This is a genomic window from Luteimicrobium sp. NPDC057192 (assembly GCF_042670205.1).
In the GTDB taxonomy this organism is placed as follows: domain Bacteria; phylum Actinomycetota; class Actinomycetes; order Actinomycetales; family Cellulomonadaceae; genus Luteimicrobium.
Map to the genome: position 1 here is coordinate 38,524 of NZ_JBHUWD010000035.1, position 20,550 is coordinate 59,073.

At 72.8% G+C, this 20,550-nt stretch carries 22 protein-coding genes and 1 tRNA gene; 12 read left to right on the forward strand and 11 right to left on the reverse strand.

The window, feature by feature from the left end; all coding sequences use genetic code 11:
• Positions 1-105: 105 nt before the first annotated feature.
• From ACFT5B_RS15660 to ACFT5B_RS15695, 8 genes are all read left to right on the forward strand, one after another.
• A complete protein-coding gene (locus ACFT5B_RS15660; protein WP_386799870.1) occupies positions 106-2,109 on the forward strand; it encodes a TPM domain-containing protein in 2,004 nt (667 codons plus the stop codon).
• A gap of 80 nt (positions 2,110-2,189) precedes the next feature.
• Positions 2,190-2,981 carry a PspA/IM30 family protein gene (locus ACFT5B_RS15665; RefSeq protein ID WP_386799872.1) on the forward strand — a complete coding sequence of 264 codons (792 nt, stop codon included), beginning with the start codon at positions 2,190-2,192 and terminating at the stop codon, positions 2,979-2,981.
• Positions 2,982-3,236: 255 nt separating this feature from the next.
• Positions 3,237-3,854 carry an NYN domain-containing protein gene (locus tag ACFT5B_RS15670; RefSeq protein ID WP_386799874.1) on the forward strand — a complete coding sequence of 206 codons (618 nt, stop codon included), beginning with the start codon at positions 3,237-3,239 and terminating at the stop codon, positions 3,852-3,854.
• Between the two features lie 54 nt (positions 3,855-3,908).
• Positions 3,909-4,637 carry a response regulator transcription factor gene (locus tag ACFT5B_RS15675; protein ID WP_386799876.1) on the forward strand — a complete coding sequence of 243 codons (729 nt, stop codon included), beginning with the start codon at positions 3,909-3,911 and terminating at the stop codon, positions 4,635-4,637.
• 67 nt (positions 4,638-4,704) lie between these two features.
• Positions 4,705-6,315 carry a sensor histidine kinase gene (locus tag ACFT5B_RS15680; RefSeq protein WP_386799878.1) on the forward strand — a complete coding sequence of 537 codons (1,611 nt, stop codon included), beginning with the start codon at positions 4,705-4,707 and terminating at the stop codon, positions 6,313-6,315.
• Between the two features lie 38 nt (positions 6,316-6,353).
• Positions 6,354-7,073 (forward strand): hypothetical protein, encoded by a 720-nt coding sequence (locus tag ACFT5B_RS15685; RefSeq protein WP_386799880.1) that lies wholly within the window; start codon positions 6,354-6,356, stop codon positions 7,071-7,073.
• A 149-nt stretch (positions 7,074-7,222) separates the two neighbouring features.
• Complete coding sequence (locus ACFT5B_RS15690; protein ID WP_386799882.1) at positions 7,223-7,513, forward strand: WXG100 family type VII secretion target; 291 nt, start codon at positions 7,223-7,225, stop codon at positions 7,511-7,513.
• Between the two features lie 12 nt (positions 7,514-7,525).
• Entirely contained in the window at positions 7,526-7,828 is a 303-nt protein-coding gene (locus tag ACFT5B_RS15695) for a DUF4031 domain-containing protein (RefSeq protein WP_386799883.1), read from the forward strand.
• On the opposite strand, the gene ACFT5B_RS15700 is transcribed toward ACFT5B_RS15695, so the two are convergent.
• Both ACFT5B_RS15700 and groL read right to left on the reverse strand, forming a co-directional pair.
• A complete protein-coding gene (locus ACFT5B_RS15700; protein ID WP_386799885.1) occupies positions 7,803-8,519 on the reverse strand; it encodes a helix-turn-helix domain-containing protein in 717 nt (238 codons plus the stop codon). The genes ACFT5B_RS15695 and ACFT5B_RS15700 overlap by 26 nt on opposite strands.
• A gap of 122 nt (positions 8,520-8,641) precedes the next feature.
• Positions 8,642-10,267, reverse strand: coding sequence for a chaperonin GroEL (gene groL, locus ACFT5B_RS15705; RefSeq protein ID WP_386799887.1), 1,626 nt, complete (start codon positions 10,265-10,267; stop codon positions 8,642-8,644).
• Positions 10,268-10,506: 239 nt separating this feature from the next.
• Here groL and ACFT5B_RS15710 point away from each other — a divergent pair, with 239 nt between their 5' ends.
• Both ACFT5B_RS15710 and ACFT5B_RS15715 read left to right on the forward strand, forming a co-directional pair.
• Positions 10,507-11,052 carry a hypothetical protein gene (locus tag ACFT5B_RS15710; protein ID WP_386799889.1) on the forward strand — a complete coding sequence of 182 codons (546 nt, stop codon included), beginning with the start codon at positions 10,507-10,509 and terminating at the stop codon, positions 11,050-11,052.
• Between the two features lie 5 nt (positions 11,053-11,057).
• Positions 11,058-12,002, forward strand: a complete 945-nt coding sequence (locus ACFT5B_RS15715) for a hypothetical protein (RefSeq protein WP_386799891.1) — start codon at positions 11,058-11,060, stop codon at positions 12,000-12,002.
• Here the strand turns inward: ACFT5B_RS15715 and ACFT5B_RS15720 are convergent.
• From ACFT5B_RS15720 to ACFT5B_RS15735, 4 genes are all read right to left on the reverse strand, one after another.
• Positions 11,979-13,463: a phytoene desaturase family protein gene (locus ACFT5B_RS15720; RefSeq protein WP_386799893.1), complete on the reverse strand. Its 1,485-nt coding sequence runs from the start codon at positions 13,461-13,463 to the stop codon at positions 11,979-11,981. The genes ACFT5B_RS15715 and ACFT5B_RS15720 overlap by 24 nt on opposite strands.
• A gap of 5 nt (positions 13,464-13,468) precedes the next feature.
• Positions 13,469-13,672 carry a cold-shock protein gene (locus ACFT5B_RS15725; RefSeq protein WP_386799895.1) on the reverse strand — a complete coding sequence of 68 codons (204 nt, stop codon included), beginning with the start codon at positions 13,670-13,672 and terminating at the stop codon, positions 13,469-13,471.
• Positions 13,673-13,867: 195 nt separating this feature from the next.
• The gene (locus ACFT5B_RS15730; protein WP_386799897.1) at positions 13,868-14,485 is read right to left on the reverse strand and encodes a LytR C-terminal domain-containing protein; all 618 of its coding nucleotides are present in this window, start codon (positions 14,483-14,485) and stop codon (positions 13,868-13,870) included.
• Positions 14,486-14,552: 67 nt separating this feature from the next.
• Entirely contained in the window at positions 14,553-14,858 is a 306-nt protein-coding gene (locus ACFT5B_RS15735) for a DUF3263 domain-containing protein (RefSeq protein WP_386799899.1), read from the reverse strand.
• A 140-nt stretch (positions 14,859-14,998) separates the two neighbouring features.
• On the opposite strand from ACFT5B_RS15735, the gene ACFT5B_RS15740 reads away from it, so the two are divergent.
• A complete protein-coding gene (locus ACFT5B_RS15740) occupies positions 14,999-15,814 on the forward strand; it encodes an SGNH/GDSL hydrolase family protein (RefSeq protein ID WP_386799901.1) in 816 nt (271 codons plus the stop codon).
• Positions 15,815-15,879: 65 nt separating this feature from the next.
• Here ACFT5B_RS15740 and ACFT5B_RS15745 read toward each other — a convergent pair whose 3' ends face one another.
• Genes ACFT5B_RS15745 through ACFT5B_RS15755 form a run of 3 tightly spaced genes read right to left on the reverse strand, consistent with a single transcriptional unit; the run spans position 15,880 to position 18,526 of the window.
• Positions 15,880-16,701 carry an ABC transporter permease gene (locus tag ACFT5B_RS15745; protein WP_386799903.1) on the reverse strand — a complete coding sequence of 274 codons (822 nt, stop codon included), beginning with the start codon at positions 16,699-16,701 and terminating at the stop codon, positions 15,880-15,882.
• A complete protein-coding gene (locus ACFT5B_RS15750) occupies positions 16,698-17,528 on the reverse strand; it encodes an ABC transporter permease (RefSeq protein ID WP_386799905.1) in 831 nt (276 codons plus the stop codon). Before ACFT5B_RS15750 ends, ACFT5B_RS15745 begins: the two co-directional genes overlap by 4 nt.
• Entirely contained in the window at positions 17,525-18,526 is a 1,002-nt protein-coding gene (locus ACFT5B_RS15755) for an ABC transporter ATP-binding protein (protein WP_386799907.1), read from the reverse strand. The genes ACFT5B_RS15750 and ACFT5B_RS15755 overlap by 4 nt, the downstream gene beginning before the upstream one ends.
• An 87-nt stretch (positions 18,527-18,613) precedes the next feature.
• Here ACFT5B_RS15755 and ACFT5B_RS15760 point away from each other — a divergent pair, with 87 nt between their 5' ends.
• A complete protein-coding gene (locus ACFT5B_RS15760) occupies positions 18,614-18,874 on the forward strand; it encodes a hypothetical protein (protein WP_386799909.1) in 261 nt (86 codons plus the stop codon).
• 44 nt (positions 18,875-18,918) lie between these two features.
• Here ACFT5B_RS15760 and ACFT5B_RS15765 read toward each other — a convergent pair.
• Positions 18,919-18,991, reverse strand: a tRNA-Thr gene (locus ACFT5B_RS15765).
• Between the two features lie 153 nt (positions 18,992-19,144).
• Entirely contained in the window at positions 19,145-19,972 is an 828-nt protein-coding gene (locus tag ACFT5B_RS15770) for a DsbA family protein (RefSeq protein WP_386799911.1), read from the reverse strand.
• Positions 19,973-20,550 lie beyond the last annotated feature (578 nt).

Sequence of the window (20,550 nt, forward strand, 5' to 3'; positions counted from 1 at the left end):
CCCTGTGAGGCGCCGCCGAACCGCCCGGGCGTCGTCGCTGCGACGACGCGCCCGGGTGCCGCGAGCCTGGTTGCGGCGTGACGGGCCGCACGGAAGTATCAGGACGTGGCCCACCCTCCCCGTCCGCGGCGGTCGTTCGCGTCCGCCGTGCTCGCGCTGCTCGCGCTCGTCCTCCTGCCCGTGCTCCTCGTGCCGTCGTCCGCGGGGGCGACAGCACCCCTGCCTCAGGTGGCGCCGTTCCGCCTCTCCGGCCCCGTCACGGACCAGGTCGGGGCGCTCACGGGGAGCGACGAGGACGACGTGAAGGCCGCGCTCGACGACCTGTCCGCGAAGACGCCGCTCGACCTGTGGGTCGTGTACGTGTCGTCGTTCGACGGGCTGTCGGGCGACGACTGGGCCAAGCAGACGGCCACGAAGTCGCAGCTGGGGAAGAACCAGCTCCTGCTCGCCGTCGCGACGGACGACCGCGCCTACGGGCTGCGCGTCGAGGCCGACACCTCGGTGCTGTCGGACTCCGACCTCGCGAAGGCCGACGACACGATCCGCGCCCACCTGTCCGACGACGACTGGGCCGGCGCGGCGATCGCGGGCGCCCAGGCGCTCGAGGGCGGCTCGGGCTCGTCGACGGCGTGGGTCTGGTGGGTGCTCGGCCTCGGGGTCCTCGTCCTCATCGTGGTGCTCGTGGCCCGCGCCTCGCGGCGCGGCCGCACGCTCGCGGAGCGCGGCGGCCGCTACGTCCCGCCGGGCACCGACCCCGACGCGCCCGAGGCGCTCGCCGCGCTCACCACCGCGGACCTGCAGAAGCGCGCGGCGAACGCGCTCGTCACCATCGACGACGACGCCAAGTCCGCCGAGCAGGAGCTCGGGTTCGCGCAGGCGCAGTTCGGCCAGGAGGCCACCCAGGAGTTCCAGGTCGCGCTCGACGACGCGAAGCAGAAGGTCGCCCAGGCGTTCGCCCTGCGCCAGCAGCTCGACGACGACCAGCCCGAGACCGAGCCGCAGGCCCGCGGGATGCTCATCCACATCGTCACGTTGTGCCGGGCCGCGTCGGACGCCATGAAGGCCCAGGCGGCCAAGTTCGACGAGCTCCGCCAGCTCGAGGCCCGCGCACCCCAGGTCCTCGACGAGATCGAGCAGCGCGCCGGCGAGCTGCGGGCGCGCGTCGACCCGGCCCGCTCGACGCTCGCCGAGCTCGCGCGGACGTACCCCGCGACGGCGCTCGCGTCCGTCGTCGGCAACCCGGACCAGGCGTCGGCGCTGCTCGACGGCGCGCTCCGGTCCGTGGCCGAGGGGCGGGCCGACGTCCAGCGTGGCGACCGGGGCGCGGCCGTCGCCCGCTCGCGCGCCGGAGGGACCGCCGTCGGGCAGGCCGCGACCCTGCTGGACGCCGTCGACCACGCGGGCGACGCCCTCGCGCACGCGGGCGAGAACCTCGAGAAGGGCATCGCGTCGATCACGTCCGACCTCGCCGACGCGCAGCGGCTCGCGCCCACCGACCCCGGCGTCCAGGCCGCCGTCGGCCCGGCACAGGCCGCCGTGAGCGCCGCCCGGGCCGCGCGCACGGGCGGTGACCCGCTCGCCGCGCAGGCCGGACTGACGTCCGCCGAGGCGGCGCTCGACGAGGCGCTCGCGCCGTTCCGCGAGAAGGCCGAGGCCGACGCGAAGGCGCGCGCCCTCCTCGACCAGACGATCGGCCGCGTCGACTCGCAGACGCGCGCCGTCAACGACTTCATCGACACCCGCAAGGGCGCCGTCGGCCCCGAGGCACGCACGCGGCTGTCCGAGGCGGCACGCCTGCTCCAGCAGGCCATCGCGCTCAAGGACAGCGACCCGCAGCAGGCGCTCTCGCTCGCGCAGCAGGCCGAGCAGTACGCCCAGCAGGCGCAGCAGCTCGCGCAGCGCGACGTCGAGACGTGGTCGAACCAGCAGCGCGGGCCCGGCGGAGGCGGCGGCTCGAACGTCGGCGGGATGATCCTCGGCGGCATCCTCATCGACTCGATCCTGCGCGGCGGCGGCGGCTTCGGCGGTGGTGGCGGCGGCTGGGGCGGTGGGGGCGGAGGAGGCTTCGGCGGCGGCGGCGGGGACCGCAGCACCGGCGGACGATTCTGAGGCGGCGCGCGGGCCGGACCCGCGGCAGGCTCGACACAGGCGGCACCGGCATCACCGCCGGACGACGGAGAGGCAAGGACATGGCCGAGAAGCAGAGCATCTTCGGGCGCATCGCCCAGCTCACCAAGGCGAACATCAACGCGTTGCTCGACAGCGCGGAGGACCCCCAGAAGATGCTGGACCAGCTGGTCCGCGACTACACGAACAGCATCGCCGAGGCCGAGCAGGCGGTCGCCCAGACCATCGGCAACCTCCGGCTCGCCGAGCAGGACTACAACGCGGACGTCCAGGCCGCGCAGGACTGGGGCCAGAAGGCGCTCGCCGCGTCCACGCAGGCCGACCGGTACCGGGCCGCGGGCGACGCCTCTAACGCCGACAAGTTCGACAACCTCGCGAAGGTCGCGCTCGGCAAGCAGATCCAGTCCGAGCAGGAGGTCAAGCAGGCCGAGCCGCTCATCGCCTCGCAGCGCGAGACCGTCGAGAAGCTCAAGACCGGCCTCGCGACCATGAAGGACAAGCTGAACGAGCTCAAGTCGAAGCGTGACTCGCTCGTCGCCCGCGCCAAGACCGCGCAGGCGCAGCAGCAGGTCCAGAGCGCGATCGGCTCGATCAACGTCCTCGACCCGACGAGCGAGGTCTCGCGGTTCGAGGAGAAGGTCCGGCGCCAGGAGGCCCTCGCGCAGGGGCAGGCGGAGATCGCCGCGTCCTCGCTCGACTCGCAGTTCGCCGAGCTCCAGAGCTCGGGCGAAGAGATCGAGATCGAGGCCCGGCTCGCCGCGCTCAAGGGCTCCGGCTCGGCGACGCCCGACGTCGCACCCACCCCGGTGACGCCCGCGATCGCGGCGCCGCCGGCCACCGACGCGCAGTCCTAGGTCGGGACCACCGGGCCTCGCGCTCGGAAGGCAACCAGGGCTGCACACCGCGCGAGCACCTCAGCGCGGGCTCCGAGGGCGGGTCCGGCCGGCGACGGCCGGACCCGCCCTTCCCGTCCCCCGCCTCCTCTCCGTCCCGTGGGGTAGCACGCCCCAGGTCCGCGAAGTACCCCGGCCGCCCGCATACCTCGCGAAGTAGACCGGCCGCCGGGGTACTTCGCGGGACGGCGGGCGCGGCGCCGATAGGCTGGCGGCATGAGCGACCCGAGCGCGACCGTCTCCCCCTCCCAGCCCGCCGCCGACGGCGCAGGGTCGGCGGGCGCCCCGACGTACCTGCTGGTGGACGGCGAGAACATCGACGCGACGCTCGGGATGAGCGTGCTCGGGCACCGTCCCAGCCCCGACGAGCGCCCTCGCTGGGACCGGATCGCGTCCTTCGTGGGGGCCCAGTGGGGCGCACCCGTCGTCCCGCTGTTCTTCCTCAACGCGACGTCCGGCCAGCTCCCCATGCCGTTCGTCCAGGCCCTCCTCGCGATGGGCTACCGGCCCGTGCCGCTCGCCGGCAACGGGACCGAGAAGGTCGTCGACATGGGTATCCAGCGCACCCTCGAGGCGCTGCGCGACCGCCCCGGCAGCGTGGTGCTCGCGAGCCACGACGGCGACTTCATCCCCCAGGTCGAGGCGCTCCTCGGCGACGACCGCCGGGTGGGTCTGCTGGGCTTCCGCGAGTTCGTCAACCTGCGGATGACCGAGCTGACCGGCCGGGGACTCGAGATCCTCGATCTCGAGCACGACGTGCAGGCCTTCACGACCCCGCTGCCGCGCGTCCGGATCATCCCGATCGAGGAGTTCGACCCGCTGCGCTTCCTCTGAGTGTTCCCGGCCCGTTGCCAGGAATTCTCCAGGCAGCGGGGACACACTCGACGCATGGGGACTCCTGAGGCGCGGCTCGTCGTCGTCGACGACGAGCCCAACATCCGTGAGCTGCTGTCCACGTCGCTGCGGTTCGCCGGGTTCGAGGTGCACGCCGCCGCGGACGGGCAGAACGCGCTCAAGCTCGTGCGCGACCTGGACCCGGACCTGGTCGTGCTCGACGTCATGCTCCCCGACATGGACGGCTTCACCGTCACGCGGCGCATGCGCGAGAAGGGCCAGTACACCCCGGTCCTGTTCCTGACCGCGCGCGACGACACGCAGGACAAGATCGCCGGGCTGACCGTCGGCGGCGACGACTACGTCACCAAGCCGTTCAGCCTGGAGGAGGTCGTCGCCCGCATCCGGGCCGTGCTGCGCCGCACGCACGCCGAGCCCGACGACACTGCCGTCCTGCGGTTCGCGGACCTCGAGCTCGACGAGGACTCGCACGAGGTGCACCGGGCCGGTCAGCTCGTCGAGCTGTCCCCCACCGAGTTCAAGCTCCTGCGGTACCTCATGCTCAACGGCGGCCGCGTCCTGTCCAAGGCGCAGATCCTCGACCACGTGTGGCAGTACGACTGGGGCGGCGACGCGAACATCGTCGAGTCCTACATCTCGTACCTGCGCCGCAAGATCGACACGCTCACCACCACCGGGCCCGACGGCGAGCAGGTGCCGCTGCCTGCCCTGATCCAGACCAAGCGCGGCGTCGGGTACCTGCTCCGCCAGCCCCCGCGGTGAGCGCCATGAACGCGCAGCGCCCGCGGTGACGGCCGTGAAGCCCGGCAGGACGTCGGTCGAGGTGGACGTGGACGAGACCCCCGCCGACGGCTCGGCCACCCCCGCCCCCCGGCCCGCCGGGGCGAAAGTCGGCGCGCCCGACGACGGCCCGCGCGTCCTGCACGTCGACGCACCCCCCGGCAGCCCCCGGTGGGGCTGGTGGGCACGGATCCCCCTGCGCTCGCGGCTCGTCGCCATCGTGGCCGCGCTGCTGGCGATCGGGCTCGTCGTGGCGGCCATCTCGAGCATCACGCTCGTACAGCGCTACCTCGTGAGCCAGGTCGACGACGAGCTCACCCGCAACGCGGACACCGTCTCCCAGATGGCCCAGTCCGGCCAGCAGTTCTCGCGCACCGCGCTGCCGAGCAACTACTACGTCGAGGTCGACTACTTCAACGGCTCGGACGTGCCATACAAGCAGGACCGCATCGTCAACCTCTACGGCACGCCCCAGACTCCGGACCTCACGCTCGCTCAGGCCGTCACCCGTGGCCGCGAGCCGTTCACCGTGAGCTCGGTCGACGGCGACGGCGACACCACCGGCTACAAGTGGCGGATGCTCGCCGCGGTCGGGCACTCGACCACGGACGGCTCCACCAACGCGATCGTCTACGTCGCCCTCCCGCTCGCCGACGTGCAGTCCGCCGTGCACCAGCTCGGCAAGGTCCTCGGGCTCACGGCGTTCGGTGTGATCCTGGTCGGCGCGGGCCTCGGCTACTGGCTGGTGCGCCGCGAGCTGCGCCCGCTGCACGCGATCGAGACGACGGCGGCCGCGATCGCGGGCGGTGACCTCGCGAGGCGCATCCCCCAGGAGCCCCCGACCACCGAGGTCGGCTCGCTCACGGCGTCCCTCAACGCGATGCTCGCCCAGATCGAGTCGTCGTTCGCGGCGCAGGAGGCGTCGGAGGCGCGGATGCGCCGCTTCGTCTCGGACGCGTCGCACGAGCTCCGCACCCCGCTCGCGACGATCCGCGGGTACGGCGAGCTGTACCGGATGGGCGCGCTCACGACGTCGGACCAGGTGGACGACACCATGCGCCGCATCGAGGACTCCGCGAGCCGCATGGGCACGCTCGTCAACGACCTGCTCGCGCTCGCCCGCCTCGACGAGGGGCGTCCGGTCCGCAAGGAGCCCGTGCACCTCACGGCGCTGGCCCAGGACGCGACGCGCGACCTCGAGGCCCTCGACCCGTCGCGCGGCGTCTCGCTCGTCTCGCTCGCCCCGCCGGGGCCGCAGGACGCGAGCCCGCACGTGCCGGACGTCGTCGTGACCGGTGACGAGGACCGCCTGCGGCAGGTGCTCGCGAACCTCGTGGGCAACGTCGCGCGCCACACGCCCGCCGGCACGCCCGCGCAGCTCGCCGTCGGCCTCACCGACGACGGCGCCCGCGGGGTCCTCGAGGTCCGCGACCACGGCCCCGGGGTCAGCAAGGAGCAGGCGCAGCACGTCTTCGAGCGCTTCTACCGCGCCGACTCGTCGCGCAACCGCGCGTCGGGCGGCTCGGGCCTGGGGCTCGCGATCGTCGCGGCGATCGTCGGCGCGCACGACGGCCACGTCGCCGTCCGCGACACGCCCGGCGGTGGGCTGACCGTCCGCATCGAGGTGCCCGTGGCCCGCGGGACCGCGGCGTCAGAGTAGGCTCGCAGGCGTCAGAACACGTACGACGAAGGCGGGGCATGGGCGTCCAGGACGCACATCAGTGGCTCGGCTCCTCATGGCTCCGGTCGTGCCGGGGCGCGGGCGCGACAGCGTCCGACGAGGAGGTCCGCGCGGTGGGGCAGCGGCTCCTCGACCGGTGGTCGCACCCCTCGCGGTCCTTCCACAACGTCCGGCACCTCGTGGACGTGCTGGGGCGGGTCGACGAGCTCTCCCAGGAGACCCACGACTCGGACTCGGTCCGGCTCGCGGCCTGGTACCACGGAGCCGTCTTCGCGCACGACACGGACGCGGAGCACGCGACGCTCGGCAGCGCCGACGAGGACGCGAGCGCGCAGCTCGCCTTCGCCGAGCTGTCCGGGCTGGGGGTTCCCGACAAGACCGCGGCCCGGGTGCGTGGCCTCGTCGCCATGCTGCACCGGCACTACCCGGAGCCGGGCGACGGGGACGCCGCCGTCCTCTCCGACGCCGACCTCGCGCTCCTCGCCGGCGAGCCGCAGCGGTACAAGGAGTACCTGCGTGCGGTCCGCGAGGAGTACAGCGCGATCCCGCAGACGGCGTTCCTCGAGGCGAGACGCGTGATCGTGTCCCGGTTCCTCGCGCGTCCGGCCATCTACGGGAGCCCGATGGGCCACGCGTGGGAGGAGCCGGCACGGCAGAACCTCCAGGCCGAGCTGGCGCGCATCGACAAGGAGCTCGCGCGCCTCGCGGCCGAGGCTCCGAGCGAGCCCCGGGGCTGAGCCTGTCGCCGGGGCCTCCGTGGCCCGTCCCCGACGCACACCGCGCCGGGCGTCGTCCACAGCGGCCGTACCGGCCCCCGCACGCGTCGTGGCCACTCCCCTAGCGTCGCGTCGTCGGGCCCGTCCGGGGCCCGGGGACGGAGGACGTCATGAGCAGGTTCGAGGTCGACAGCGCGCGGGTGGCGCTCGCGGCGGGCACGGTCGAGCGGACGGCGGCGACGCTCCGCAGCGAGGTCGCGGCGATGCTCCACCAGCTCCAGGAGCTGCAGGCGACCTGGCAGGGCGCGGCGGCCGAGAAGTGCGCCGAGCTCGTCACGGAGTGGCGCACGGTGCAGACACGCGTGGAAGAGGTGCTCGACGGCGTCCAGGTGGGCCTGGCGCGCGCGGCCCGCACCTATGAGGAGGCGGAGGCGAGCGCAGCGGCGCTCTTCGGGCGCTGAGATGATCAGGGCATGACCATCCTCATCGACGACGCACGCTGGCCCCGGCACGGCACCGTGTGGGGCCACCTGGTCAGCGACGCGTCGGAGGGTGAGCTGCACGCGTTCGCCGACGCCGCCGGGATCCCCCGGCGGGCCTTCGACCTCGACCACTACGACTACCCGGTCGAGCGGTACGCCGAGCTCGTCGCCGCGGGAGCGGTTCCCGTGGATCGCAGGGAGATGGTCCGGCGGCTGGCGGCGTCGGGGCTGCGCGTCAAGGGCCGGGACCGCGCCGCCCGGCGGGCCTTCAGCCCGTCGGACCACCACCACTGACGACGAGCCGCGCCCCGGCCGCGCCGTCCTCGGCGCTCACGTCGCGGGCCACCGCGACGGAGGCCGCCACCACGAGGGGGCCGGCCCGGCGCGCGGCGGCGTCGGCGTCGTCTCCCGGCCCGACGACGAGCCCGACCGCGGCGGACGGCAACCCGTCGACCTCGGGGACGGGTGCGGCGAGGGCGAGCGTGCCGTCCTCGGCCCGGACCAGGGTGAGCTCGGTCGAGCGCGCCCCGACGGGTCCCGTGAGGCCCAGCGCGACCGCCACGGCGCTCAGGGCCGCGTCGGAGTCGGCGCCCTCGTGCTCGGGCTGACCGTCGTCGGGCTCGACGCCTCGCACCCGGACGACGCACCGCAGCCGCGCCGATCCCTCGGCCGCGGGGTCGAGGACCGTCACGTGCGTCTCGGCGCCCGTGAGCTCGTGCAGGCGCCGCAGGTGCGGGAGCGCTGCCTCGCGCAGCCGCGTCGCGACGGGCGCGCGCTCGCCCAGCGCCCAGAGCGTCGTCCCCGGGACGTACCCGCCGGACGACGTCCGCGCGAGCAGGCCGAGCCGCTCCAGGTCCGTCGCGATCCGGTGCGCGGTCGACGTGGCGAGCCCCGCGCGCCCGGCGAGCTCGGTCGGGGTCAGCGGTGCGCCGTCGTCGTCGAACGCCGACAGGAGGCGCACCGCGCGGTCAAGCAGCCCGTCCATCCCCCCATCTTCCACGACGCGGCCGGGCGCCCCGCCGGACGGACGGGTCCGGGTACGACGACGGGCCGCCGTCCCCGGCGCGAAGCCGGGGCCGACGGCCCGTCGAACGAGAGGGGCTGGACTCAGAAGTCCATGCCGCCCATGCCACCGTCGCCGGCCGGCATGGCCGGAGTCTTCTCCGGCTTGTCGGCCACGACGGCCTCGGTGGTGAGGAAGAGCGCGGCGATCGACGACGCGTTCTGGAGGGCGGAGCGCGTGACCTTGACGGGGTCGTTGACGCCCGCGGCCAGCAGGTCCTCGTACACGCCGGTCGCGGCGTTGAGGCCGTGACCCGAGGGGAGGTTGCGGACCTTCTCCACGACGACGCCACCCTCGAGGCCGGCGTTGACGGCGATCTGCTTGAGCGGGGCCTCGATCGCAGCCTTCACGATCTGGGCACCGGTCGCCTCGTCGCCCTCGAGCTCGAGCTTCTCGAACGCGGCGGCACCGGCCTGGATGAGGGCCACGCCACCACCGGCGACGATGCCCTCCTCGACGGCAGCCTTCGCGTTGCGGACGGCGTCCTCGATGCGGTGCTTGCGCTCCTTGAGCTCGACCTCCGTGGCCGCGCCCGCCTTGATGACGGCCACGCCGCCGGCGAGCTTGGCGAGGCGCTCCTGGAGCTTCTCGCGGTCGTAGTCGGAGTCCGACTTCTCGATCTCGGAGCGGATCTGGTTGACGCGACCGGTGATCTGGTCGGCGTCGCCCGCGCCCTCGACGATGGTCGTCTCGTCCTTGGTGACGACGACCTTGCGCGCCTGGCCGAGCAGGTCCAGGGTCGCGTTCTCGAGCTTGAGGCCGACGGTCTCGGTGATGACCTGGCCGCCCGTGAGGATCGCGATGTCCTGGAGCATGGCCTTGCGGCGGTCGCCGAAGCCCGGGGCCTTGACGGCGACGGACTTGAAGGTGCCGCGGATCTTATTCAGCACGAGGGTGGCGAGCGCCTCCCCGTCCACGTCCTCGGCGATGATGAGGAGCGAGCGACCGGCCTTCATGACCTGGTCGAGCACCGGCAGCAGGTCCTTGACGTTCGAGATCTTCGACTCGACGAGCAGGACGTACGGGTCCTCGAGGACGGCCTCCTGGCGCTCCGGGTCCGTCTCGAAGTAGCGGGCGAGGAAGCCCTTGTCGAAGCGCATGCCCTCGGTGAGCTCGAGCTCGAGGCCGAAGGTGTTCGACTCCTCGACGGTGATGACGCCTTCCTTGCCGACCTTGTCGAGCGCCTCGGCGATGAGCTCGCCGATCGCCGGGTCGCCGGCCGAGATGGCGGCCGTGGCGGCGATCTCGTCCTTGGTCTCGATCTCCTTCGCGGAGTTGAGGAGCTGCTCGGTGACGGCCTCGACGGCCTTCTCGATGCCCTTCTTCAGCGCGATGGGGTTCGAGCCGGCGGCCACGTTGCGCAGGCCCTCGCGCACGAGCGCCTGGGCGAGCACGGTGGCGGTGGTGGTGCCGTCACCCGCGACGTCGTCGGTCTTCTTGGCGACCTCCTTGACGAGCTCCGCACCGATCTTCTCGTACGGGTCGTCGAGCTCGATCTCCTTGGCGATGCTCACGCCGTCGTTCGTGATCGTGGGGGCGCCCCACTTCTTGTCGAGAACGACGTTGCGGCCCTTGGGGCCGAGCGTGACCTTGACGGTGTCCGCGAGCTGGTTGAGCCCGCGCTCCATGCTCCGACGAGCTTCCTCGTCGAACGCGATGATCTTGGCCATGGGGACAGATCCTCCGCTGGTGGCTTCGGTGGGTCTCCGACGCCCGCGACGGACGGCCCGACCACCCGCGTTCAGGTCACGCGTGCGGTCCGGGGCCTCGCCGGACGACCCGGGTTTGTCACTCTCCATACGAGAGTGCTAACGCCATTATTGGCACTCGGCCCTGGCGAGTGCAAGACGCGAGGCCTCCCTCGGCCGGGGGGTCCGTCCGCCCTGCGCGAAACGCTAGGCTTCGCGGCATGTCCAACGGGGATCCGCGCGCCGAGGCGCCGCGTCCGCTCGACGCGGCGGCGTCGTCGCCGGCACCGCCGCCGCACCGGCTCGGCACCGCGGCGCGCACCTGGCGCATCTCGCTCGCCGCGGCCGCGCTCGTCGTCCTGCTCGTCGCCCAGCTCGTGCCGACGACGTTCAAGAACACGAACGACTGGTTCCCGCTCGGCTCGCTGTCGCAGTACGCGTTCGCGACCAACCCGGACGGCACCGTGAAGTCGGCGTTCATCATCGGCACCACGGCCGAGGGCGACGAGGTCAAGGTCTGGCTCGACCAGATGGGCATCGGCGTCGGGCACGCGGAGGTCGAGGGCCAGCTCCAGCGGGTCGTCGACGACCCCGACCTGCTCGCCGGCGTGGCCCGCGCGTACGCGTGGCGGTACCCGCACCGACCCCCGCTCGCGACCCTCACGCTCAAGCGCTCGACCAAGAAGCTCCACGACGGTCGACCCACCGGCGAGGAGAGCGTCGAGGTGCTCGCCGTCTACCACGTGCCCGCCGGAGGGGTGAAGTGAACGCGATGAGCACCGTCGGGAACGGTCTGCGCGCGGTCGGCCGCTGGTGGGTCTCCCCCGTCGCGCTGGCCCGCATCGCCGTGCTGCGCGCCGCCCTCTACCTCTTCACGATCTGGGACATCTTCGTGCTCACGCACGACGTGATCGGCCACGGCTACTCGCGCGAGCTCTACCAGCCCACGCTGATCGGCCGGATCCTGCCGATCCCGGAGCCCACCCCGACCGGCGGCTACGTCATGCAGTGGACGCTCGTCGTCACCTGCCTCGCGACGCCCGTGCTCATGGCGTGCTCGGCCCGCTCCCTCCAGTGGGCCGGGCGCGTGACCGGCTGGGTCGCCGGCGTCGTCTTCCTCGCGTGGATGGAGAACTCCCAGGGGTTCGCGTACGTCTCGCACGACCACATGGCGCTCGTGCTCGCCCTGCTCCTCCTGCCGACCGTGCCCCCGGCGCGCTTCACCGACCAGACGCCGTCCGAGGCGGCCGGGTGGGCGATCCGCTGCCTCCAGATCGCCGTCGTCATGACCTACTTCGGCTCCGCGCTGCAGAAGATCGTCCGCACCGGCGGCCTGTTCGACTGGCCCAACAGCTCGGTCATCGTCTGGTCGCTGCTGCGCCGCGGCCGCTCCGCGGTGAGCTGGTCGACCGACTACCCGGGCCTGCTCAAGGTCGGCCAGTGGATCCTCTTCATCGCCGAGCTCGCGTCGCCCGTCGTGCTGTGGCTGCGCGGACGGCTGCTCTACGTGGCGGTCGCGCTCGTCTGCGTGTTCCACCTGATCACGTACGTCGCGCTCGGCATCCACTTCCTGCCGACCGTGATCTGCTGGCTCGCGTTCCTGCCGCTCGAGCGGCTCGTCCCGTGGGCCCGCCTCCGGCTCGGCCTGCGCCCGTCCGACGACGCCGCGGCGCTCGAGGGCGCCGTCGTCCCGTCAGCCGCGGCCGAGCTCCGGTAGGCGCCGGATCCCGAACGACCGGCGCAGCACGCGCCGCGCGGCGAACCAGCCGCCCAGCCCGTGCACGCCCGGGCCGGGCGGCGTCGACGCCGAGCACAGGTACACGTCGTCGAGCCCGCTCGCGTACGGGTCGAGCCACGGCGTCGGGCGCGCGAACATCCGGTAGAGCGACACCGCGCCCGCCGCGATGTCCCCGCCCACGTAGTTCGCGTTGTGCGCGGCCATCTCCGTGGCCGGCGTCGCACGCGAGGCGACGACGACGTCCCGGAAGCCCGGCGCGAACCGCTCGATCTGCGTCGTGATCGCCTCGGTCTGGTCGACCGTCGAGCCCGCGGGCACGTGGGTGTACGTCCACAGGGGGCGCAGGCCGCCGACCTCGCGCGTCTCGTCGACCACGGTCGGGTCGCTCAGGAGGACGACCGGCCGGGCGGCGTGCCGTCCCGCGTGGACCTCGCGCTCCGCCACCGCCATCTCCCGGCGCGTCCCGCCGACGTGCACCGTGCCCGCTCGGCCGACGTCGGGGTGCTTCCACGGGACGGGTCCGCTCAGCACGAAGTCCACCTTGGAGGCGGCGTTCCCGTAGCCGAACGCGTTGAGCGACCGCGCGGCACGGTCGGGAACACGGTCCGCGAAGACCTCGACGAGAGTGCGGGGCGTGGTGTCGAACACGTACGCGCGGGCGGGCGGGAGGTCGGCCTCGGAACGCACAGGACGCCCCTTCACGATCTCGCCGCCGTGCGCCTCGAGGTCGGCGACGAGAGCGCCGACGATCGCGCCCGAGCCGCCGCGCGGGATCGGCCAGCCCTTCTCGGCGTGCGCGAGGGCACCCAGCAGGAGTGCCGTCCCCGCGCCCGCCATCGACGGCAGCGACGTGATGGTGTGCGCCGCGATGCCCGTGAGCAGCGCCGGAGCCTCGTCGCCCTTGAAGCGGAGGTTCCAGGCCGGCGTGCCCTGCTCGAGCGCGGCGAGCCCGAAGCGCACGGCCGACCACGGCGTCGAACCGCTCACGCCCGGCGGGATCGACCGCTTGTCCCCCAGCGCCACCGCGACGACGTCACGCCAGTGCGGCGACAGCCGGCCGAACAGGTCGCGCCACGCGCCGCCGTCGGGGCCCAGCCCGGCGACCGTCCGCTCGAGGTCACGGAACGCGATACCCGCGCGGCCACCGTCGAGCGGCTGCGCGTACGAGATCTCGGGAACCAGGAGCTCGACCCGCTCCTCCAGGCCGAACGCCTCGAGGAAGGGCGACGCCCACGCCATCGGGTGTACGGCCGAGCAGACGTCGTGGACCACACCGTCGGCGAGACCCAGGTCGAGCGTGCGGGCGCCGCCGCCGACGGTGTCCTCGGCCTCGAGCACGAGCACCCCGAGGCCGGCACGCGCCAGCGTGACCGCTGCCGCGAGACCGTTGGGGCCGGCCCCCACGACGACGACGTCGTGGCCGGGACGCGACCCGTTCATGCTGCTCAGAGCGGCCGGACCTGCTCCGCCTGCGGGCCCTTCTGGCCCTGCCCCACCTCGAACTCGACCTGCTGCCCCTCCTCGAGGGACCGGTAACCATCCGACTGGATCGCGCTGTAGTGCACGAACACGTCCTGGCCGCCCGCCTCGGGGGTGATGAAGCCGAACCCCTTCTCGGCGTTGAACCACTTGACGGTGCCCTGGGCCATCTGAGTCTCCTTCTGCGGCAGGCCGTCCCGAAAGTCCCCTCGGACCGCGCCCGACCGCTCTGCGAATCGCTCTTGCCATGTCCGCCCGCGAGCAACCGCCCACGGTGCACGTGCGAGCCTAGCCGCGACCGCGCGCGAGGGGAATGCCCGAGGCTGGTGTGTTTCGCGAGGTGAGCACCCCGAGCGGGTCGAACGTCAGGACAGGTCGTGGACCAGCACGGCGATGATCGGGGCGCCGCCCTTGAGGGCGCTCACCTGCTCGACGTCCGAGATGCCGAGCGACGAGCCGACCGCCTTGGCCGTGGCCTCGTCCTTGCTGTCGACGTAGTAGACGACCGAGTCGGCGAGCTTGGTGCCCGTGTAGTCGCCCGGCGTGACCTTCGTGAAGCCGTCGCCCTCGAGCGTGGTGGCTGCCTTCGCGGCCAGCCCGGTGATGCCGGCGCCGTTCTTCACCGCGACCGCGGTCGCGTGGTCGACGTCGGCGCTCGACGTGTCGTCGGCGCCCGACGTGTCGTCCGATCCGGACGCGTCGGCGGACTTCGTGGGCTTCGGCTTGGTCGTCGCCTTCGGGGTGGACTTGGTCGAGTCCTTCGAGGCGGACGTCGTCTTGTCCGTCGCGCTCGCGCCGTCGGAACCCAGCAGGTTCGACGCGATCGTCACCGCGCCGTACGCCACGACGGCGAACACGACCGCGACGACGACGAACGGGACGACCTTGCGCCAGGGGCTGCGCGGCACCCGGTGGACGCCCGTCGGGGCGTCCTCGGGGACGTCGTCGAACTCGTCCGGGGGGTACCGGTAGCTCTTGCTCACCGGCACAGGGTAACCGCCGGTCCTCGGCGCTCAGAATTGCCGCCCACGGCCAGGGCGACGCTGCAGGTCACGCGCCCGAGCCCAGCCGTCGAGCCGAACGCTCGCGCTGGCGCGCGGAGCGCAACCGTCGCAGACGCTTGACGAGCATCGGGTCGTGCGCGAGCGCGGCGTCCGTGTCGATGAGCGCGTTGAGGGTCTGGTAGTAGCGCGTCGCGGTCATCCCGAAGAGCTCCGAGATCGCCGCCTCCTTGGCGCCCGCGTACTTCCACCACTGGCGCTCGAAATCGAGGATCGCGCGGTCGCGCTCGTCGAGCGCACCGCCGGACCGCTCGCCCGCCGACACGTCCGTGAGCCGACCGATGGCCTCGCCCATGCCCGCTCCTCTCGCTCTCCCGACCCCGCCAGGGTACGGGGCGAACCACACGGGTGTCATTCGCCCGCGCCGCGCGCCCCGGAGACCGCTCCCGGGGGCGATCGCCGGTACCGCCCGGGGTGCTGGTCCACAATGGCCAGGTGACAACGAGCACCGACCCGCGCCCCCTCGCCCCCCGCTGGACCTCCTACGTCGCGATCGGCGACTCGTTCACCGAAGGCCTCTGGGACACCGACCCGGCGGCCGCGGACCGGTGCCGAGGCTGGGCCGACCGGCTGGCAGCGTCGCTCTCGGCGCGCCGGGTCGCAGGCGGCGAGGCGCCGCTGCGGTACGCGAACCTCGCCGTGCGCGGCAAGCTCCTCGGCCCGATCGTCGGCGACCAGCTCCCCCGCGCCCTCGACCTCGGTCCGGACCTCGTCAGCCTCGTCGGCGGCGGCAACGACATCCTGCGCCCGCGGGCCGACGTCGACCGGCTGTCGGTGCTGCTCGAAGAGGCCGTCGTCGCGCTGCGGACCGCCGGCGTCGACGTCCTCCTGGCCACCGGCTTCGACGCGAGCGAGAGCCCGATCGTCTCGCTGACCCGTTCGCGGGTCGGCGTCTACAACGCGAACATCTGGACGATCGCCCGGCGGCACGGCGCGCACGTCCTGGACCTGTGGGGCATGCGCGCGCTCCAGGACTGGCGCGTGTGGGCGCAGGACCGGATCCACCTCACCGACGAGGGCCACCGACGCGTGGCCGACGCCGCGCTCGTCGGGCTGGGGCTCGCCCCGGACGACGCCGACTGGGACGTCCCGCTCACCCCGCTGCCCCGCGCGCCCTTCTCCGACCGCGCCCGCGAGAACGCGCGCTGGGCCCGCGAGTACGTGGGCCCCTGGGTCCGGCGACGGGTCCGGCACGAGTCCTCGGGCGACGGCCGCGCCGCCAAGTACCCGGACCTCACCGACTGGACCTGAGCCGTGCGGGCATCCGTTCTGCTGCCTCGACGGGCGAGGAGCAGCAGAACGGATGCCCACACGATTCAGGCGAGGAAGAGCGCTCGCAGCCGGCGGGTGGTGACGGTCAGGCCGACCGCGACCATCGCCACGAAGTACAGGACGTGCCACCAGATGCCGGGCGCGAGGTCGCCCGTCGTGAGCCCGCGCACGAGCTCGACGGCGTGCCACAGCGGCATGGCCTGGATGAGCCACTGGAGCGGGGCCGGGTAGACGCTGATCGGGAAGAACGTCGCGGACAGCAGGAACATCGGCAGCAGCACGATGTTGATCCAGTCCATCTGCTGGAAGGTCTTCATGAGGCTCGTGATGGCCATGCCGAACGACGCGAACGCGAACGCGACCAGCACGACGGCGGGCAGCGCGAGGATCGCCGTCCAGGACAGGTTGAGGCCCATGACCTGCATGACGGTGAGGAAGCCGGTGGCGTAGACCGCGCCACGCAGCAGGGCGTAGGAGATCTCGCCCAGCGCCACGTCGAGCGGCCCGAGGGACGTCGCGAGCATGGCCTCGTACAGCCGCGCGAACCGCATCTTGAAGAACACGTTCCACGTGGAGTCGTAGACGGCGCCGTTCATCGCGGAGACCGCGAGCAGTCCCGGCGCGATGTACGCCGCGTACTCGACCGTCAGCCCGGACGGCAGCGTCACGTCCCCGACGTACGTCCCCAGCCCGACGCCCATCGCGAGCAGGTAGAACACGGGCTCGAAGAAGCCCGAGAGCACCACGGTCCAGTTGCTCGTCTTGGTCGCCGACAGGTTGCGCGCGACGACGGCGCGCGCGTTCCCCGCGTAGAGCGCGCTCACGCCGCCGGAGCGCGCGAGCGCGGTGGACAGGTCCCCGCTCATGCGCGCAACCTCCTCGTGAACCGGCGCCGCACCGCGAGCCAGCCGCCGGCGACCAGCCCGACGAGCACCACGACGTGGACGGCGATCAACCAGCCCGGCTCGCTCTCGCCGTACGACACGACGCGCCCCAGCTGCGTGGCGTGCCACAGCGGCGAGACCCAGCCGATCCAGTGCAGCCAGCCCGGCAGCGTCGACAGGGGGTAGAACGTGCCGGAGAACAGGAACATCGGAGTGAAGATGAACCGCTGCACGATCGCGAACTGGCCCTTGTCCTCGGTCAACCCCGCCGAGTACGCCATGAGCGGCAGCCCGAACGCGAGCCCGCCCATGATCCCGATGAACGGCAGCACGAGCACCGTCCAGGAGTGGCCCAGGGCCCCGAAGGCGAGCGCCAGGACCGCGTACGCGAGGGTGGTGAAGAACATCCGCACCAGGACGGCGATCACGATGCCGCCGGCGAGCTGGCTCGGCTCGACGGGCGTCGCGTTGACCCCCCAGAAGAGCTTCCTCCAGCGGAAGCCCTCCATGATCACGTAGGTGAACTCCTCGGTCGCGACCGAGACGGCGGAGGTCACGAGGAGCGCGGGCGCCACGAAGACCACGTAGTCCACCGGGCCGTTCGGTCCCGAGGCGACGGGGGTGTCGATGAAGGTCGCGAGCCCCATGCCGAGGCCCAGGAGGTACAGGAGCGGGCTGCCGAGCCCGCCGACGACGATCGTCCAGCCGTACGCCTTCATGGCGCGCAGGCGGTACTCGGCGACGTACCACGCGCCGAGACGACGGACAGGCGCCTCGGGGGCGGCGTCCTCAGGAAGCAGGGTGCTCATTCGATGAGGCTCCGCCCCGTGAGGCGGAGGAACACGTCCTCGAGGCTCGACCGGCGCACCAGGCTTGTGGTGGGCCGCAGGCCGCGGGCGGCGACCTGCTCGAGGATCGCCTCGCCGTCGGACGCGTAGACGAGCACGCGGTCCGGGAGGATCTCGAGCCGGTCCCCCACCTCCGCGAGCACCCGGGCCGCCTCCTCGTTGCGGTCCGTGCCGAAGCGCAGCTCCGCGACCTCGCGCGACGAGTAGCGCCGGATCAGCTCCGCGGGGCTACCCTCCGCCATGATCTGGCCGTGGTCGACGACGACGAGCCGCTCGCACAGCTGCTCGGCCTCGTCCATGAAGTGGGTCGTGACGACGAGCGTGGTGCCCTGCTCCTTGAGCCGGAACAGCCGGTCCCAGAGGATGTGGCGCGCCTGCGGGTCGAGGCCCGTGGTCGGCTCGTCGAGCATGAGGAGCCGAGGCTCGTTGACGAGCGCCCGGGCGATCGTGAGCCGGCGCTTCATGCCGCCCGACAGCTCGTCGACCTTCGCGTCCGCGCGCTCGCTGAGCTGGGCGAACTCCAGCAGCTCCGTCGCGCGCTGCGCGCACACCGACCGCGGGATCCCGAAGTACCTGCCGTACGTGACGAGGTTGCCGCGGGCGGTGAGCTCCCCGTCGAGGTTGTCCTCCTGCGGAACGACGCCGAGCTGGGCGCGGATGCGGGGACCGTGGTCGTCCGGGTCGAGGCCAAGGACCGTCAGGTCTCCGCCCGAGCGCGCCGAGACCGCTCCTACCATCCGCATGGTCGTCGACTTTCCGGCGCCGTTGGGGCCGAGCAGGCCGAACGACTCGCCCGGCGCCACCTCGAAGTCGATGCCGTCGACGGCCACGAAGTCACCGAAGCGCTTCGTCAGGCCGCGCGCGGCGACCACGGGTCCACCGCCCGACGTCGCAGCGGTACGGGTCAGCGATGCGGCCTGGGGTGGTCGTGCCCCCTCGGGCGTCGGTGTCGTGGGCACCAGGACACGGTACCCAGCGCTGCCGACAGAGGTCACCGCCGACCCGGGCGGGGGGCGCACGGGGAGCCCGACGAGTAGGGTGCCGATATGCGAGGTGTCGCGCGCTTCTTCGCCCGTCCCACCCGGCCGGATCCGCGGATCGGGTTCGTCGTGGCCGCCGTCGTGGTCTTCATTGCCCAGACGGTGGTGTTCTTCCGGCACGGCAGCCCCTGGTGGGGCGTCTTCGGCATCGTCGTCGTGGTGGCGTGGACCGACCGCGTCGTCCGAGACCTGCAGCTGCGACACCGGCTCCGGCGCGCCCGTCGGTCCACTCACGCGGCGCCCGAGCCCGCCTGGAGCGGGCGCTGACGCGACCGCGCCGGCCGGCCACAGAGACGGCTGCGTGCAGAGGGAGCCGCCTGTCGGGTTCGAACCGACGACCTTTCGCTTACAAGGCGAGCGCTCTACCAGCTGAGCTAAGGCGGCACGCCGGGCGCCGTCGTCGCGGTGGGGACGCGGCGGGCGCACGGATGCGCGGGACAGCCTACCGGGCGTGCGGCGTCCGCGGGGGACGACGAAGCCCGGGCCGCCGCGCGGTCCCGGGCTTCGTCGTGGGTCGCTGCGCGCGACCGCGGTGGGTCAGTTGGTCGAGCCGGACTTGGCCGCCTCGATGGCCGACTTCAGCGCGCCGGCCTCGGTCCAGTTGCCGTCCCAGCGCTTGCCGTTGATGAGGATCGTCGGGGTGCCGAAGCCGCCCTGCGAGTTGAACAGCGCCTTGTCGTTGCCGGCGTGGTCGGTCCACGCGTCGACCCAGTCCGCGAAGGTGTGCTTGCTGAACTGGTCGGCCACCTTCTGCGACACGCCGGCCTGCACCGCGTAGTCCTTGAGCTGGTCGTCCGTCAGGCCCGTGCTGCCTTCCTTGGGCTGGTTCGCGTAGAGCGCCTCGTGGAACTGGATGACCTTGTCGGGCTCCTGGTCCGCGACCGTCGCGAAGGCGCTGCCGGAGCGCGTCGAGTAGTTCGTGCCCTGCGAGTTCGCGTTGAGGATCGCGACCGGGTGCATGACGAACGTGATGGTGCCGTCCTCGCGGAGCGAGTCGAGGTCGTCCTTGTTGACCTGCTCGAACGTGCCGCAGTTGGGGCACATGTAGTCGAAGTACAGGTCGAGCGTCACGGCGCCGGGGTTCGTCTTGCCGGCGACGCCGTCCTTGTCGACGGGGATGCCGCCGCCGTCGTCCACGGACTCGGCCGTCGAGGGCGCCTTGAGGTCCGCGAGGGACTTCGGCTGGTTGGCCCGGTTGATGAACACCACCGCGAGGACCACGGCCACGACCAGCAGGACGAGCACGCCGATCGTGATGAAGCGGTTCCGCTTCTCACGGCGCTCCTGCTCCTGGCGGAGCTTGAGAGCCTCCGCGCGCGCGGCGTCGCGGCGCTGCGCCTTGGTCAGGTTCGAGTCGTCGGGCATCACGTGTCCTGTTCTCGCTCACGCGCGACGCGTTCGGGCGCCTCGCTCCATAGGGGCTCAGCGTATCCAAGCGGCCGAGGCTGGGAGACGCCTGAGCGCGTGGGACCGCGCCCGCCGTCGTCGGCGTCGCCGACCGTGCGAGCCGCGCACCCGAAGCTCGACCACGGGCTTGCCTACCGATCCGTCGAAGAATCGGGGCACAACCCCGTTCTCGGCCGCGGACCTGGGCGACAACCCCGTGCTCGGCGAGGAAGGCCGTCCCGACCATGGGGATGCTCACCCCACGTCCCGCCGACCATGCGTCCATCCCCCTTCCCGGCGCCGAAAGGGTGCACAACGACATGCTCGGCGAGGAAGCGGGTGCCCCACCCCATGTTCGCCACGAGAAGTGGTGCACAACCGCCGCATGCTCGGACACGAGAGGCGACGGCGGCGCGGAACCCGGCCACGCCGGCGGTGCGGGGACCCACGCGGTGGTGAGACGCCGCACGAGGTCGTGGGTCCCGGGGTGTGCGCGCGACCGTGGCGGGGCTGGCGGGAGCCGACCGAGGAACGAGGGAGGCGGATGGTAGGTCGCG

Coding starts and splice junctions, on each gene's coding strand:
- ACFT5B_RS15670 (WP_386799874.1), top strand. CDS start 3,237: ATGAGCGACCCGAGCGCGACCGTCTCCCCCTCCCAGCCCGCCGCCGAC.
- ACFT5B_RS15690 (WP_386799882.1), top strand. CDS start 7,223: ATGAGCAGGTTCGAGGTCGACAGCGCGCGGGTGGCGCTCGCGGCGGGC.
- ACFT5B_RS15725 (WP_386799895.1), bottom strand. CDS start 13,672: ATGGCCCAGGGCACCGTCAAGTGGTTCAACGCCGAGAAGGGGTTCGGC.
- ACFT5B_RS15760 (WP_386799909.1), top strand. CDS start 18,614: ATGCGAGGTGTCGCGCGCTTCTTCGCCCGTCCCACCCGGCCGGATCCG.
- groL (WP_386799887.1), bottom strand. CDS start 10,267: ATGGCCAAGATCATCGCGTTCGACGAGGAAGCTCGTCGGAGCATGGAG.
- ACFT5B_RS15715 (WP_386799891.1), top strand. CDS start 11,058: ATGAGCACCGTCGGGAACGGTCTGCGCGCGGTCGGCCGCTGGTGGGTC.
- ACFT5B_RS15685 (WP_386799880.1), top strand. CDS start 6,354: ATGGGCGTCCAGGACGCACATCAGTGGCTCGGCTCCTCATGGCTCCGG.
- ACFT5B_RS15770 (WP_386799911.1), bottom strand. CDS start 19,972: ATGCCCGACGACTCGAACCTGACCAAGGCGCAGCGCCGCGACGCCGCG.
- ACFT5B_RS15745 (WP_386799903.1), bottom strand. CDS start 16,701: ATGAGCGGGGACCTGTCCACCGCGCTCGCGCGCTCCGGCGGCGTGAGC.
- ACFT5B_RS15700 (WP_386799885.1), bottom strand. CDS start 8,519: ATGGACGGGCTGCTTGACCGCGCGGTGCGCCTCCTGTCGGCGTTCGAC.
- ACFT5B_RS15720 (WP_386799893.1), bottom strand. CDS start 13,463: ATGAACGGGTCGCGTCCCGGCCACGACGTCGTCGTCGTGGGGGCCGGC.
- ACFT5B_RS15675 (WP_386799876.1), top strand. CDS start 3,909: ATGGGGACTCCTGAGGCGCGGCTCGTCGTCGTCGACGACGAGCCCAAC.
- ACFT5B_RS15695 (WP_386799883.1), top strand. CDS start 7,526: ATGACCATCCTCATCGACGACGCACGCTGGCCCCGGCACGGCACCGTG.
- ACFT5B_RS15710 (WP_386799889.1), top strand. CDS start 10,507: ATGTCCAACGGGGATCCGCGCGCCGAGGCGCCGCGTCCGCTCGACGCG.
- ACFT5B_RS15735 (WP_386799899.1), bottom strand. CDS start 14,858: ATGGGCGAGGCCATCGGTCGGCTCACGGACGTGTCGGCGGGCGAGCGG.
- ACFT5B_RS15665 (WP_386799872.1), top strand. CDS start 2,190: ATGGCCGAGAAGCAGAGCATCTTCGGGCGCATCGCCCAGCTCACCAAG.
- ACFT5B_RS15750 (WP_386799905.1), bottom strand. CDS start 17,528: ATGAGCACCCTGCTTCCTGAGGACGCCGCCCCCGAGGCGCCTGTCCGT.